This is a genomic window from uncultured Maribacter sp., assembly GCF_947495965.1.
Classification (GTDB): Bacteria; Bacteroidota; Bacteroidia; order Flavobacteriales; family Flavobacteriaceae; genus Maribacter_B.
In genome coordinates this window covers 392,669-408,683 of record NZ_CANMBB010000002.1, presented here as the reverse complement: position 1 = coordinate 408,683, position 16,015 = coordinate 392,669, and the positions used below count along the sequence as shown (strand labels likewise).

The following is a 16,015-nucleotide window of genomic DNA, read 5'->3' as shown; positions in this document are numbered from 1 at the left end:
CCAAGGAATATATAAAATAGAAAGATTAGTATAAATGGAATTAAATAAATACAGTAAAAACGTTACTCAAGATCCAACACAACCAGCAGCACAAGCAATGTTATATGCTATTGGTTTTAAAGATGAAGATTTTAATAAGCCATTAGTAGGTATTGCAAGTACTGGTTACGAAGGTAATCCGTGTAATATGCACTTAAATGATTTGGCAAAATTGGTAAAAGAAGGAGTCAACTCTAAGGAAACTGTAGGTTTAATTTTTAATACTATTGGTGTTAGTGATGGTATTTCTATGGGTACACCAGGAATGCGTTTTTCTCTTCCATCTAGAGATATTATTGCAGATTCTATGGAGACGGTGGTACAAGGAATGTCTTATGATGGTCTAGTTACTGTTGTAGGATGTGATAAAAACATGCCTGGAGCTTTAATGGCAATGTTACGATTAAATAGACCTGCAATTTTAGTGTATGGTGGTACCATAGCATCTGGTTGTCATGAAGATAGAAAATTAGATATTGTATCTGCATTTGAGGCATGGGGAGAAAAAGTAGCAGGTACCATGGATGAAAAAAATTATAAATCCATTATAAAAAAATCTATACCAGGAGCAGGCGCTTGTGGTGGTATGTATACGGCAAATACTATGGCTTCTGCAATAGAGGCATTAGGAATGTCTTTGCCTTACAATTCTTCTAATCCAGCAATTAGTAATAATAAGCAAGAAGAATGTATTGCCGCAGGAAAGCAAATGCGCATTCTTATAGAAAAAGATATAAAACCTTTAGATATTGTTACTCGTAAGTCTTTAGAAAATGCTATTCGTTTAGTAACTATTACGGGAGGTTCTACAAATGCAGTATTACATTTCTTGGCAATAGCAAGAGCTGCGGACATAGATTTTACGTTAAAAGATTTTCAGCATATAAGTGATACTACACCATTTATTGCAGATTTAAAGCCAAGTGGTAAATATTTAATGGAAGATGTTCATAGAATAGGAGGTATACCAGCAGTTTTAAAATATTTACTAAAGAATGGTCTTTTACATGGAGACTGTTTAACCGTAACAGGAAAAACCTTAGCAGAAAATTTAGAAAATGTTCCAGATTTAGAAGAAGGTCAAGATGTTATTATGCCTTTAGATAAGCCAATTAAGGCAACAGGGCATTTAAGAATGCTATACGGTAATTTAGCAGAAAATGGTTCTGTAGCAAAAATTACAGGAAAAGAAGGTTTATTGTTTAAAGGAACAGCAAAAGTCTTTAATAGTGAGTATGATGCTAATGATGCTATACGTGGTGGCAAAGTAGAAAAAGGAAATGTAGTCGTCATTAGATATGAAGGCCCTAAAGGAGGACCAGGAATGCCAGAAATGCTAAAACCTACTGCAGCTATTATGGGAGCAGGTTTAGGTAAGGATGTGGCTTTAATTACTGATGGTCGTTTCTCAGGAGGAACACACGGTTTTGTGGTAGGGCATATTTCTCCAGAAGCACAAGAAGGTGGTACAATTGCTTTAGTTAAAGATGGAGATGTAATTACGATTGATGCAGAAACAAATTCTATTAATGTAGAAGTTTCTAATGAAGAGTTAGCAAAACGTAAAGAAGCATGGGTAGAACCAGCTTTAAAGTTTAAAAAAGGAGTTTTATATAAATATGCTCGATCAGTATCTTCTGCTGCACAAGGTTGTGTAACAGATGAGTTTTAGAACAATAATTAATTTAATTAACCCGTAAAAACCTGAAAAGATTGTTGGGTATGGCTTATGGAAACATTAAAAGCAAAAAATAAAGAAACTAAAAAAACTACTATGAAAATTAGTGGAGCAGAAGCTATAATTCATTGTTTATTAGAAGAAGGTGTCGATTTAATTTATGGATACCCTGGAGGGGCAATTATGCCTGTTTATGATGAGTTATATAAGTTTCAAGATAAATTAACACATATCTTAGCTCGTCATGAGCAAGGGGCTACGCATGCAGCACAAGGCTATGCTAGAGTAACAGGTAAAGTAGGTGTTGCAATGGCAACTTCTGGACCTGGAGCAACAAACTTAGTTACAGGTATTGCAGATGCTCAGATAGATTCTACCCCTATGGTATGTGTTACAGGGCAAGTATTTAGACACTTATTAGGATCTGATGCTTTTCAGGAAACAGATATTATTGGAATTTCTACTCCGGTAACAAAATGGAACTATCAAATTACAAAAGCATCCGAGATTCCAGAAATAATGGCTAAAGCATTTTATTTAGCTCGTTCTGGAAGACCAGGTCCTGTTTTAGTAGATATTACTAAAAACGCACAACTAGAAGAATTTGAATTTTCTTATGAAAAATGTACAGGAGTGCGTAGTTATAAACCTGTTCCAAAACCAAAAGTAGAAGCAATAGATGCTGCTGCAGAATTAATAAATAACGCTAAAAAGCCATTTATTGTTTTTGGTCAAGGTGTAATTTTAGGAAAAGCAGAAGAAGAGTTAAAAGCATTAGTAGAAAAAGCAGGAATACCAGCAGCTTGGACAATATTAGGTTTATCTGCAATGGATACAGACCATCCATTAAATGTAGGTATGGTTGGTATGCATGGTAATTATGGGCCTAATGTATTAACAAATGAGTGCGATGTATTAATAGCAATAGGAATGCGTTTTGATGACCGTGTTACTGGTAGGTTAGACGATTATGCTAAACAAGCAAAAGTTATTCATTTTGAAATAGACCCAGCAGAGATAAATAAAAATGTAATGTCTGATGTAGCGGTATTAGGAGATTCTAAAAAGACATTAGAATTAATTTTACCAAAAATTAAGGAAAATAAGCACGATGCTTGGCATAATGAATTCAAAGAAAAATATAAAGTTGAATTTGACCAAGTAATAAATGACCAACTTAACCCAACAAAAGAGGGGTTAACTATGGGAGAAGTTCTAAAAGAAATAAACATAGCATCGGAAAATAAAGCAGTAATTGTCTCAGATGTTGGGCAACACCAAATGTTTGCTTGTAGGTATGCAAAATTTAACCAGAGTAAAAGTAATATTACTTCTGGTGGCTTAGGAACAATGGGCTTTGCATTACCAGCAGCTATTGGCGCAAAAATGGGAGCAATGGATCGTGAAGTTGTTGCTATTATTGGAGACGGTGGATACCAAATGACAATACAAGAACTTGGCGTAATAAATCAGCATAATGTACCTGTTAAGATAGTTGTTTTAAATAATGAGCACTTAGGGATGGTGCGCCAATGGCAAGAATTATTTTTTGATAAAAGATATGCATCTACAGTAATGACAAACCCAGATTTTGTAAAAATTGCAGAAGGGTATCATATTAAAGCAACTAGAATCTCTAAAAGAGAGAATTTAAAAGCTGCTATAGAAGAAATGATAGCTTTTAAAGGACCTTATTTCTTAGAAGTATGCGTAGAGAAAGAAGATAATGTGTTTCCAATGATTCCTTCAGGAGCTTCTGTATCAGAAATAAGATTAAAGTAGTGAACGATAAAATACTCTTAAATAAGCCAGAAATTCTTTCAGAGATAGAAAGGAAGTCCAAAGATATTTCTTTTGGAATGCCTTCTGATTTACACATAGGTTCATTTTTAAAGACATTAATAGCTTCTAAACCTAGAGCAAGAGTTTTAGAGTTAGGAACAGGAATAGGTCTTTCTTTAGCCTGGATGATAGATGGGTTAGATAAAGAATCTAAACTGATTACAGTAGATAATGATTCAGAGTTAACAGAAATAGCCAAAGGTTATTTTGGGAAAGATTGTCGTGTTGAGGTAGTATGCCAAGATGGGGCTGAATGGATAAAACAACATCAAGGTAGTAAGTTTGATGTTGTTTTTGCAGATGCTTGGCCTGGAAAATATAGCCAAATAGATGAAATTTTAGATTTAGTTGAAATTGGTGGGTTTTATGTAATTGATGATATGTCTGAACAACCGAATTGGCCAAAAGGACATCAAGAAAAAGCTTTAGGATTAATAGAATATTTAGAAAAACGTAAAGATTTTGTTATTACTAAATTTAATTGGTCTACAGGATTAATTTTAGCAGTAAAAAAATAATAGAAAAAAGTAGAAAAGAATTTGTAGTAATGGAAAAAGAAACGTATACGATATCGGTTTATTCAGAAAATAATGTTGGATTACTAAATAGAATATCAGGGATTTTCTTAAAACGCCATGTTAATGTAGAAAGCCTTAATGTTTCTAAATCTGAAATAGACGGGGTTTCTAAGTTTACAATTGTTATTGTAGAAAATAATGAAAATGCTAGAAAAATTGTTGGTCAAATAGAAAAGCAAATAGAAGTTATCAAGGCCTATTATCATAAAAATGATGAAACTATATACCAAGAATCTGCTTTGTTTAAAATTAAATCGAGTTTGCTTTTTGATGAAAGACAAATTCAAAATATTATAAAAGAAAGTAATTCGGAAATTGTAACAGTTTCTAGAGAGTTTTTTGTTCTTTCTAAAACGGGAAGGCGTAATGAGGTAGATGCTATGCATGATTTATTAAAACCTTATGGCATTATGCAATTTGTAAGATCTGGTAGAATAGCGGTTACCAAAGAAGAAATGCCAATATCGGCATTATTAAAAGAATTTAATCAAAACTAAATAAATTAAAAACACTTAATAAGTACACAAATGGCAAATTATTTTAATACACTATCATTAAGAGATAAGCTTACACAATTAGGAAAATGTAGGTTTATGGAATCTACAGAATTCTCTGATGGTGTATCTGCATTGAAAGGAAAAAAAGTTGTAATTATAGGTTGTGGTGCGCAAGGCCTTAACCAAGGGTTAAATATGAGAGATTCTGGCTTAGATGTTTCTTATACTTTAAGAGATGCAGCTATAAAAGAAAAAAGACAATCTTTTAAAAATGCTTCAGAAAACGGATTTACTGTAGGTACTTATCAAGAGTTAATTCCTACGGCAGATTTATTAATAAACTTAACTCCAGATAAGCAACATACTGCAGTAGTAGAAGCAGTTATGCCATTAATGAAAAAAGGAGCTACGCTTTCTTATTCTCATGGTTTTAATATTGTAGAAGAAGGTACGCAAATAAGAAAAGATCTTACCGTAATTATGGTTGCTCCTAAGAGCCCTGGTTCCGAAGTAAGAGAAGAGTATAAAAGAGGATTTGGTGTGCCAACGTTAATTGCTGTGCACCCAGAAAATGACCCTCAAGGAAAAGGAAAAGCAGAAGCAAAAGCGTATGCTGTTGCTACTGGTGGAGATAGAGCAGGAGTTTTAGACTCTTCTTTTGTTGCAGAAGTAAAGTCTGATTTAATGGGAGAACAAACCATTCTTTGTGGTTTACTACAAACAGGTTCTATTCTTTGTTTTGATAAGATGATTGAAAAAGGAATTGACGCTGGTTATGCTTCAAAACTTATTCAATATGGTTGGGAAACTATTACAGAAGGAATGAAGTATGGTGGAATAACCAATATGATGGATCGTTTATCTAACCCAGCAAAAATTAAAGCTTTTGAATTATCTGAGGAGCTTAAAGATATTATGCGTCCGTTATTCCAAAAACATATGGACGATATTATGACAGGTCATTTTTCTAAAACTATGATGGAAGATTGGGCTAATGATGATAAAAATTTATTAGGATGGAGAGCTGCTACGGGAGAAACTTCTTTTGAAAAAACTCCAGCTGGTTCTGTAGAGATTTCTGAGCAAGAATTTTATGATAATGGGGTGCTTATGGTTGCTATGGTAAGAGCAGGTGTAGAGTTAGCTTTTGAAGCAATGACCGATTCTGGAATTATTGGAGAGTCTGCTTATTACGAGTCGTTACATGAAACGCCATTAATTGCAAATACAATTGCAAGAAAAAAATTATTTGAAATGAACAGAGTAATTTCAGATACTGCAGAATATGGTTGTTATTTATTTGACCATGCTTGTAAGCCTTTATTAGTAGACTTTATGAAGAATATAGATACTGATGTTATTGGTAAAAACTATGGAGAAGGTAATGGTTCAGGTGTAGATAATGCTAAATTAATTGAAGTAAATAAAGCACTTAGAGAGCACCCAGTAGAAATTGTAGGAGCAAGATTAAGAGCTTCTATGACAGCTATGAAACCAATTGTATAAATAAATTTCCCTCCCTTGGGAGAACTTGAGGGAGTACAAAACCTATGACGTACTTCCCAACAATTGAGAATATTAAGAAAGCGGCGATAAACATTCAGCAAGTAGCGGATGTTACGCCGCTTTCTTTTAATTTACGACTTTCTAAAGAGTATGATGCAAATATTTCTCTAAAAAGAGAAGATCTGCAAAGGGTACGCTCTTATAAAATTAGAGGAGCATATAATAAAATAAGTTCCCTTTCTAAAATAGAAAGAGACAACGGAATAGTTTGTGCAAGTGCCGGTAATCATGCACAAGGAGTTGCTTATGCATGTAATTACTTAGGTATTAAGGGCACAATATATATGCCTGCAGTTACCCCAAAGCAAAAAGTAGAGCAAACAAAACTGTTTGGAGAAAGTTGGATAAACGTTGTTTTAGAAGGCGATACTTTTGATGATTCTTTCCTAGCAGCAAAACAATATTGCAAGACACAGAATAAAACGTTTATACATCCTTTTGATGACCCTAAAATTATTGAAGGGCAAGGGACAGTTGGTTTAGAAATTTTAAATCAAACCCAAAAACCTATAGATTATATTTTTGTGCCAGTTGGCGGTGGCGGATTAGCTTCGGGTTTAATTGGTGTTGTAAAAGCAGTATCTCCCAATACTAAAATCATAGGAGTAGAGCCGCAAGGAGCTCCTTCTATGAAAACATCAATAGATAAAAATATAAATACAGAGCTCAAAAAAATAGATAAGTTTGTAGATGGTGCAGCTGTAAAAAGAGTAGGAGACCGCACTTTTGCTATTTGTAAAGAGGGTTTGCATAAGATGGTAACGGTAGCAGAAGGTAAAGTTTGCCAAACCATATTAGATTTGTACAATAGAGATGCTATTGTTGTAGAACCAGCAGGAGCTTTAACCATTGCATGCTTAGATATTTTTAGAGAAGAAATAAAAGGAAAAAATGTAGTTTGTGTAATTAGTGGTAGTAATAACGATATTTCTAGAACTGCTGAAATTAAAGAAAGAGCTTTGTTATATGGAAAATTAAAACATTATTTTATTGTTCGTTTTCCGCAACGTCCAGGTGCGCTAAAAGAATTTGTGGCTGAAATTTTAGGGTCAACAGATGATATTACTCATTTTGAATATTCCAAAAAATCTAATAAAGAAAATGCTCCTGCAGTAGTTGGGATAGAGTTAAAAACTCCATCCGATTTAGCTCCTTTAATTAAAAGAATGAAGGAGAATAATTTCTTTGGAGAATATTTAAATGACAAGCCAGACCTTTTTCAATATTTAGTATAATAACATATATTATTTCTTTCATGATATTATAAATATCGAAAACGTTTTCGTCTTTAACTCCTTAAAAATAAGGTGTTTTAGAAGGTTCTTTACTTCTTGTTTTTATTAACTTCGTTGTATAGAATTAAGTTTTAACACGACAAATTCATAAAAAAGTAACACATATGAGTAAAGAAGCAATTATTCCAGAGCAATATCAAATTACCGAAGTTATCAATCAAAAAAAGTATTTGATAGATGGAGAATTAAAAGATTGGAGTGGTAATTCTACAGAAGTTTTCTCTACTATATCCTCAACAAGTGATTATAAACCTACACTTTTAGGAACAATTCCAGACATGGGAGAAACAGAGGCTTTAGACGCCTTAAATGCTGCTTTAGGTGCTTATAACAAAGGACAAGGTGTATGGCCAACTATGCATGTAAAGGACCGTATTGAGTGTATGGAAACTTTTGTGCAAAAAATGAGTGCTAAAAGAGAGGAGATTGTAAAACTTTTAATGTGGGAAATTGGAAAATCTTTACCAGATTCCGAAAAAGAATTTGATAGAACGGTAGAGTATATTAATGATACTATTGAAGATTATAAACAGTTAGATCGTAATGCTGCTAAATTTCAAAAAAACGCTGGGGTTTATGCTCATATTAAAAGAGGACCATTGGGTGTTGTTTTATGTTTAGGACCATATAATTATCCTTTAAATGAAACTTTTGCCTTATTGATCCCAGCTATTATAATGGGTAATACTACCATATTTAAGCCAGCTAAACATGGTGTTCTTTTAATAACACCACTTTTAGAAGCTTTTCAAAGTAGTTTTCCAAAAGGGGTGGTTAATATTGTTTTTGGTAGAGGTAGAGCAGTAGCAGCACCAATTATGCAAACCGGAAAAGTAGATGTTCTTGCACTTATTGGTAATAGTAAATCTGCAAATGCTTTACAAGAGCAACACCCAAAAAGTAACCGTTTACGTTTAGTATTAGGTTTAGAGGCTAAAAATCCAGCAATTGTATTACCAGATGCAGATTTAGATTTAACTATAGATGAGTGTTTAGCAGGTACCTTGTCTTTTAACGGACAAAGATGTACTGCATTAAAAGTATTATATGTTCATGAAGATATTGTAGAAGAGTTTAATAAACGTTTTTCAGAAAAGGTAGATGCTTTAAAATTTGGAAACCCTTGGGAAAAAGGAGTAAAATTAACACCGTTACCAGAACCAGGAAAACCACAATATATTCAGGAACTTATTGATGATGCTAAAGGAAAAGGTGGTAAAGTATTAAACAAAAAAGGAGGAAAAACAACAGAAAATTATATTTGGCCTGCCGTAGTTTATCCTGTTAGTAAAGATATGCGTGTATACCAAGAAGAACAATTTGGCCCAATAATTCCTATAGTTCCTTTTAAGGATATAGAGGAGCCTTTAGATGATATGGCAGAAAGTAATTACGGACAGCAAGTAAGTTTATTTGGGAAAGATATTTATGCGCTTGCTCCGTTAATAGATTCTTTGGTGAATTTAGTTTGTAGAGTTAATTTAAATAGTTCATGTCAAAGAGGTCCAGATGTATATCCTTTTACAGGTAGAAAAGATTCTGCCCAAGCAACTTTAAGTGTGCATGATGCTTTACGTTCTTTTTCTATTAGAACATTTGTAGCTTTTAAAGACAACGATTTAAATACAGAAGTTATAGAACAGTTATTAGATGCTAAAGTTTCTAATTTTGTCAGTACAGATTATATTTTATAAAAAAAATCATTTTTTTTTGATAAAAAAGCCCTATTTGTTATAACCAAATAGGGCTTTTTAAGTAAACTGCCTTGGGGTAATCCCACGAGGCATTAGAAGGAAAATTAGCATTGATTTCGACGCAAGCGTCGGAGCATTTAAATCTCGATTATCGAGTAAAACTATTTTTTAATAGAGTAGAAGGGACTATAATTAGTAATGCCGTAAATAAAACATTTTAATAATAATTACGTTTTAGAGTTTGATTTACTAACCACAGATCATTAACCAAATCAAAAAAAACTGTGAAACGTTATAAAATTTTGGCAGGCACCACGCTTTTAATCCTGCTATATATTGCTGCATTTACTTATATTAATAAGCAAAGAGAAGATTTAATAGATATTGAACAATCTGCGTTAATACTTTCTTCAGAAAAAATAAAAATTAATAAAGAAAAGGAACTTAGGTATCTACAGAATAAGGACGAGTTGTATAAGAGAATACGCCTATATTTTGAAAAGGAAATTAAATCAGGTGCTATTGTTGGAGCAGGAGTTAGTATTGTACATGGAGATTCTATTGTTATTTCTGATGGTTTTGGTAAAAGAAATATACATAAAAAAGAAAAGGTTAATGGGGAAACAGTTTTTAGATTAGGTTCACTTTCTAAAGGTTTTGCTAGTGTTTTAACGGCCGATTTAAAAGAGGAAGGAAAACTTAATTGGGATGATAAAATCACGGATTATATTCCAGACTTTCATTTTGGAGATGAAGAGAATACGTCTCATATAAAATTAGCACATATTTTGTCCCATACTTCTGGTACAGCGTATCATAGCTTTACCAATTTAATAGAAGCAGGTTTACCCATAACAACTATAGCAAAGCGCTTTAACGCTATAAAACCTATTAGTGCGCCAGGAGAGGTTTATAGTTATCAAAATGCTATGTTTTCTTTGAGCCAAGAAGTAATTAAAAAGACTACGGGAAACGAAATTACTACAGCTTTGAAGAAACGTTTTTTTAAACCTTTGGGTATGACAACGGTTTCTATGAATCATAAAGATATTATAAGAAATACGAATGTAGCTTTACCACATACAAAAATAAAAAATGGTTGGAGGAGCTTACCATTAACCAATAAATATTATAACGCAGTAGCTGCAGGGGGCATTAACGCTAGTTCTTTAGATATGGCCAAATGGATGCGATTTTTACTAGGTCATAACCCTGAAATAATGAAAAAAAATACATTAAGTGAAGTTTTTAAGCCATTTGTGGCTCTAAAAGGGCATAGTAAATATTACCAACGTTGGCCAGGTCATATTAAATCTGCTTATGGTTTTGGTTGGCGTATACACGAATTTAAGGACGTAGAAACTAATGAAACTACTACTATGTGGCATCATGGAGGGAGTGTCAATAATTATAGAAATGAAATTGCAGTCTACCCTGAATCAGATTTGGGTATTTGTGTTTTATTAAATGGCAATTCCAAACTCGCAAGAAATGTTATACCAGATTTACATGCGATTGTAAAAGAGATTTATGGAGAATCATTAAATATTGCTACAGAAGAAATAGCTAGTTATGCAACGCTTCATACAATAGAATAATAAAATATTTTATTATTTAAAAAGACAAAAAAGTAATGTTAAAACGCCTATGAAAATATAATAGGCGTTTTGGCTCTTAAGCTTTCTGTTTTTTAATTAATAGACCATATTGAATAATTATTAGCAGGGGCTTTTATACTTACTTCTCCGGTAGCATCTGTAGTTAATATTTGCGTTATATGTGTGCTGTAATCAAATATTGTTTTAGATTTCCAATTTTTTATAGGATTATGAAAGTTCTTTTAAAGATGAATAAAAATCTTATTTTAATTCAAGATAGCATTGCTAATGGTTCTGAAGATATTTTTGTAATTAATCAAGATGAATATATAATGAGAAAAAATGGTAATGGAAATAACCCTGGATTATTACTTTACATAAATACTTACAATCAAATCAAAGAAAAAAAGTCCCTACCTACAGTTGGGTACCCACTATTTGTCATACTGAAATCATAAATTTTCACTTTATTAATTTTATTGTCAGCTATCCTTTCCTGTATCTAAAAAAAATGACCGATTGCAACAGTGCAATCGGCCATACTAACTAACTAACTCTCAAACATTTTAATGTTCAATACTATAAATTAATTTTTTATATTTTAAAACTTTATAATTAGTATCCAGGAGTAGGAACCAATTCAGGGTTTGCGTTTAATTCTGCACTAGGCATAGGGTATAAGTTTCTAAAACTTTCAGATGGAGCACCTGCTTCTGTACCACCTTTAAATGGCCATACACTATTTTCAGAAAATTGGTTAAAACGTATTAAATCAGTTCTTCTGTGGTTTTCCCAGTACAACTCTCTAGATCTTTCATCTAAAATAAAGTCTAATGTTAAATCCCCAGCAGAAATATTACCGCTTGCATCTCCATATGCTCTTTCTCTTAATAGATTTATATAACCAACTGCTGTCGCAGCATCTCCGCCAGCTCCTCTAAGAAACAATTCGGCATACATTAAGTATGCATCTGCTAAACGAAATACAGGAAAATTTACATCTACATTATTTCCAGATGCATCAGAACCAGCAACACCATTTATATCTACATTTCTGTATTTTGTAACAGCATAACCATTGGAAAAGTCAAAAGGATTAGTTATTTCTAAGGATTGTCCGTCTGTATGGAACATAGCTCTTGAGTCTGTATTTCCAGAAATATCACTAAATTTTTCAACAAATTTTTCTGTTGTTCTAAGGCCTCCCCAGCCACCGTTTACTCCAAAAATAGAAGCATCCATTGAGCCACCTATTGCAGCATGAACTAAATAAGTAGTTCCACCAAAAGCAGCATTTGTAATACCATCAAATAGGAAAGGATAAATGATTTCATTTTCAGCACCGTTTCTATCATTATCTGCTAAATATAAATAGTTATAATTAGGAACTAAAGAATAGGCATTACTATTGATTATTCTATTTGTAAAATCCAATGCTTCTGTATTTTTTGCAGTTCCAGTGTATATCTCTGCATTTTGGTACAGCTTAGCAAGTAACATCCATGCATAAGCTTTGTCTGCTCTACCATATTCGTTCTGTCTAGGAGCAGGTAACCTTGTTTCAATATCTAACAATTCAGCCTCAATAAAATCAAAAACTTCCTGGCTAGTTGCTTGTTTTGGGAAAAATACTCCTATTGGATCATTTTCATCTACTATAGGAATACTACCATACATATCTAAACCATGCCAGTAACTAAATGCGCGTAAAAAACGAGCTTCATCTTTAAAACCTGCAATTTCATTTTTTAATGTTGCGTCTACATTTCCTCTAGAATCTAATACACTTTCTTCTGTTTCCCTTAAAAATTGATTAGACAAAGCAATTTGGAAATATATTCTGGAATACATTGCCGTAACAAAAATATCTGAAGAATCCCATAAATGGTTATTAAAATTATGTATGGTTTGATCATTCCATGCAATAATAGCTTCTTCTGTTGATAATTGTTGAATAGTAAATAACATTCTTAAGTAATTAGAGAAATTACCATCAATTCCAAAAATATCATCATTGTTCCCACTAGTATCTTGACCTCTTAGAGAGAATCCTCCATATATTTTAGCTAAGGATTGTTTATAAGCATCCGTGTCACTAAAAACATTTTCTGATGTTTTCTCAGTAATAGGTTGTAGATCTAATTCTTTCTCACATGATGAGAAAAATGTGGCAAAAACCAAAAGGATAATGCCTATATTAAATTTATGTTTGTAATTATTCATTTTTATTTTTTTTAAAAGTTTAGATTTAATCCTAATAATATAGTACGAGGCCTTGGAAAGAAATTGTTGTCAATTCCAGGATTAAGCACACCTGTTGCAGTATTATTATTTACTTCTGGATCAATACCATCATAATTTGTAATTGTAAATACGTTTTGTACAGTAACTTGCGCTCTAAATCCTATTTTGTCATTTTTAATAAGGTCATTAAAATTATATCCTAAAGTAATATTATCCATTTTTAAGAATGAAGCATCTTGTATATAATAATCTGATAATAATTGGTTATTTGCAAAGTTTGTATCTAAAATAGATGCATGAACATTTCTATTAGAATTTAAAGAATTTAATCCAAAACCATTACCCGTAGAGGAAGCTACGTTATTATAAGCGTAGTTGCCAATACTAGCTCTCATTGTGAAATTTAAATCCCAGTTTTTATACGTAGTGTAAGATGATAGACCTAATAAATAATCCGCTGTTGGCTTTTCTTTTATATACAAATCTCCAGTATCGGATGTTCCTCCAGAAATACCATCACCATCTCTATCTACATAATCACCCTCTACCGGTTTACCGTTATCGTCATAGACTTGTTCATATACTAAAAAAGATCGTTGTGGAGCTCCAACCTGGTGTATTTGTACTGTGTTGCCAACACCACCATTAATTCCTCCAACAGGTACGCCAATAAAATTAGGATCATCAACCGTATTTAATTTTGTAATTTTATCGGTTAAGTATGACATATTAAAGCCTATGTTCCAATTAAAATCTTCTTTTTGAATAATGTCTGAACCAATAGAAAATTCAAAACCACTATTTTCTAAAGTCCCAATATTAGTAACTATTTGGTTTGTTAAATTGGTCCCAGCAGGAACAGGTATTTGATTTAAAATATCTTTACTTTCTCTTGTGTAATATTCAATACTACCTGTTATTCTATTATTAAAAAGACCATAATCTAATCCTATATTGTATGTACTAGACTCTTCCCATTTAAGATTTTGATCGTATCCTAATGGTTTCAAAGTGTTATAAAAAGTATTTCCTAACTGGTATTGTTGGTTATCTGTACTTTCTTGGTAAACAGGTAAATAACCAAAATCAACATTTACTTCTTGTTGACCAGTTTCTCCGTATCCTAAACGTAGTTTTAAATTAGAAATAGTTTCAGAATCTTTTAGAAAATTTTCTTCTGAAATATTCCAAGCAAAAGCAGCAGAATAAAAATCACCCCATCTGTTATCTTCACTAAATCTAGAAGATCCATCTGTTCTATAACTTAAAGATAATAAATATTTACTATCGTAGGAATAACGTAAACGGGTTACGTAAGATTCTAATGCATTTTGTGTTGCAAAAAATATTGAATTAGCCTCTCCAGTTACTAAAGGGTTATTTGAAAAATTTTCTCTATAAAACTTTTGGTAAGTGTGTCCAGCGGTTAATTCAATGGAACTTTTAATAGATTCTAATTCTTTCTTATAATTAAGGAACACATCAGCCATTGTACTTCTACGTAGACTACCATAGTCACCAGTAATACTTTGCGCATTTTCTGCAGTTGCAGAATTAGGATCTGTATTAGTTTCACCATACCTTTCATTGTAATCAAATCCAAAGGTTGCATTTGCACTTAAGCCTTCTAAGAAAGGAAATTTGTAATCCAGTTTTATATTACCTAGAGCTCTTTCTGTTTCCGCTTGGTTTGTTAGTTGGTTTAGCAAACCTACAGGATTTCTTGGTGCTAAATTATTTACAGTACCATCTGAATTAAGCCATTCCCAATAACCTCCATAGTTATTGTTACCACTTAGTACGGTTTGTGTTGGGTCAAAAGTAGCTGCAGCAGCAATTACTCCACCGTTTATAAAATCATCATTGGTATGCGCGCCTCGTAAATTTACATTGATTTTAAGTGTATTGTTTAGTAAATTTTGTCTAAAGTTTACAGAAGCAGAAGTACGTTCAAATTTAGATGTTTTTATAACCCCTTGTTGTGTGGTGTATCCAACAGAAGCTCGAATAGAAGAACTATTAAAACCTTTGGATAACGTAAAGTTTGTATCTGTACCTATAGCATCTTGAAAAATTAAATCTTGCCAGTCAGTATCATTATTTCCTACTAATGATAGTGCTAATGCTTCATTTTGAGACCCTATTAAAGTTTGTTTATATTGACTTGCATTCAATACATTTGTTCTTCTATTAACAGTACCTACAGAACCATTAGTACTTAGCTCAAATTTTAAAGGGGAATTTAATTTACCACTTTTCGTGGTAATTAGGATAACCCCAGCTGATGCTCTAGATCCATAAATAGCAGTGGAAGATGCATCCTTTAAAACAACAAAACTTTCTATATCGTTTGGGTTTACAGAATTTAAAGCAGATACCGTAGTTCCACCTGTTGTTCCTTGATCTATAGGAACTCCATCAATAACAATTAAAGGACTGTTGTTTGCAGATAGAGAAGAATTACCTCTAATTGTGATAGTACCTGCTTGTCCAGGTTGTCCACCAGGAGGAATTACGCTAACACCAGCAGTTTTTCCTGTAATTAATTGTTCAGGAGAGGTAATAGCACCAGCATTAAATTCTTTAGTACTTACCTTTTCAATTGCCCCTGTAGCGTCTTTTACAGTTGTAGTTCCGTAGCCTATAACAACTACCTCCTCTAATTGGGATGTATCTGTTGTTAAGCTAGCATTAACAGTTTTAGAAGATACTGCAATCTCTAAAGTTTTAAAACTAATATAAGAGAATACTAAAACATCTCCTTCTTTAGCATTTATTTGATACTTACCATCAAAATCTGATACTGTACCAGTTGTTGTACCTTTAATTACAACATTTACGCCAGGAATTGGATCATTAGTCTCGGAGTCGGTAATTAAACCACTCACAGAGTCTTGTGCTTTAATTCCTAAAGTAATTAGGAATATAATTAATAGTAAAAATTTTTTTTTTGATTTCATACAGTTAATTTTAAGTATTGGTTT

12 protein-coding genes are annotated in these 16,015 nt (G+C 32.6%); 9 read left to right on the top strand and 3 right to left on the bottom strand.

The window, feature by feature from the left end; translation table 11 throughout:
• The first annotated feature begins 34 nt into the window (after positions 1 to 34).
• The 8 genes from ilvD (at position 35) to Q0820_RS06165 (ending at position 10,787) form a co-directional block, all read left to right on the top strand.
• Positions 35 to 1,711 carry a dihydroxy-acid dehydratase gene (gene ilvD, locus Q0820_RS06200; protein WP_298486124.1) on the top strand — a complete coding sequence of 559 codons (1,677 nt, stop codon included), beginning with the start codon at positions 35 to 37 and terminating at the stop codon, positions 1,709 to 1,711.
• A gap of 57 nt (positions 1,712 to 1,768) precedes the next feature.
• Positions 1,769 to 3,499, top strand: a complete 1,731-nt coding sequence (gene ilvB / locus Q0820_RS06195) for a biosynthetic-type acetolactate synthase large subunit (protein WP_298486122.1) — start codon at positions 1,769 to 1,771, stop codon at positions 3,497 to 3,499.
• The gene (locus tag Q0820_RS06190; RefSeq protein WP_298486120.1) at positions 3,499 to 4,077 is read left to right on the top strand and encodes a class I SAM-dependent methyltransferase; all 579 of its coding nucleotides are present in this window, start codon (positions 3,499 to 3,501) and stop codon (positions 4,075 to 4,077) included. The genes ilvB and Q0820_RS06190 overlap by 1 nt, the downstream gene beginning before the upstream one ends.
• A gap of 29 nt (positions 4,078 to 4,106) precedes the next feature.
• Positions 4,107 to 4,634 carry an acetolactate synthase small subunit gene (ilvN, locus tag Q0820_RS06185; protein ID WP_298486118.1) on the top strand — a complete coding sequence of 176 codons (528 nt, stop codon included), beginning with the start codon at positions 4,107 to 4,109 and terminating at the stop codon, positions 4,632 to 4,634.
• A gap of 30 nt (positions 4,635 to 4,664) precedes the next feature.
• Positions 4,665 to 6,140: a ketol-acid reductoisomerase gene (gene ilvC / locus Q0820_RS06180; RefSeq protein WP_298486117.1), complete on the top strand. Its 1,476-nt coding sequence runs from the start codon at positions 4,665 to 4,667 to the stop codon at positions 6,138 to 6,140.
• A 44-nt stretch (positions 6,141 to 6,184) separates the two neighbouring features.
• Entirely contained in the window at positions 6,185 to 7,435 is a 1,251-nt protein-coding gene (gene ilvA / locus Q0820_RS06175; protein ID WP_298486115.1) for a threonine ammonia-lyase IlvA, read from the top strand.
• 164 nt (positions 7,436 to 7,599) lie between these two features.
• On the top strand, positions 7,600 to 9,189 hold the full coding sequence (locus tag Q0820_RS06170) for an NADP-dependent glyceraldehyde-3-phosphate dehydrogenase (RefSeq protein WP_298486113.1): 1,590 nt from the start codon (positions 7,600 to 7,602) through the stop codon (positions 9,187 to 9,189).
• Between the two features lie 284 nt (positions 9,190 to 9,473).
• Positions 9,474 to 10,787, top strand: a complete 1,314-nt coding sequence (locus Q0820_RS06165; RefSeq protein WP_298486111.1) for a serine hydrolase — start codon at positions 9,474 to 9,476, stop codon at positions 10,785 to 10,787.
• 92 nt (positions 10,788 to 10,879) lie between these two features.
• Here Q0820_RS06165 and Q0820_RS16965 read toward each other — a convergent pair whose 3' ends face one another.
• Positions 10,880 to 11,011, bottom strand: coding sequence for an alpha-amylase domain-containing protein (locus Q0820_RS16965; protein ID WP_366941649.1), 132 nt, complete (start codon positions 11,009 to 11,011; stop codon positions 10,880 to 10,882).
• 24 nt (positions 11,012 to 11,035) lie between these two features.
• Between Q0820_RS16965 and Q0820_RS06160 the strand changes: the two genes are divergently transcribed.
• Positions 11,036 to 11,245 carry a hypothetical protein gene (locus tag Q0820_RS06160; RefSeq protein WP_298486109.1) on the top strand — a complete coding sequence of 70 codons (210 nt, stop codon included), beginning with the start codon at positions 11,036 to 11,038 and terminating at the stop codon, positions 11,243 to 11,245.
• A gap of 157 nt (positions 11,246 to 11,402) precedes the next feature.
• Here Q0820_RS06160 and Q0820_RS06155 read toward each other — a convergent pair whose 3' ends face one another.
• Positions 11,403 to 13,010 carry a RagB/SusD family nutrient uptake outer membrane protein gene (locus Q0820_RS06155; protein ID WP_298486107.1) on the bottom strand — a complete coding sequence of 536 codons (1,608 nt, stop codon included), beginning with the start codon at positions 13,008 to 13,010 and terminating at the stop codon, positions 11,403 to 11,405.
• Positions 13,011 to 13,021: 11 nt separating this feature from the next.
• A complete protein-coding gene (locus Q0820_RS06150; protein WP_298486105.1) occupies positions 13,022 to 15,991 on the bottom strand; it encodes a SusC/RagA family TonB-linked outer membrane protein in 2,970 nt (989 codons plus the stop codon).
• Positions 15,992 to 16,015 lie beyond the last annotated feature (24 nt).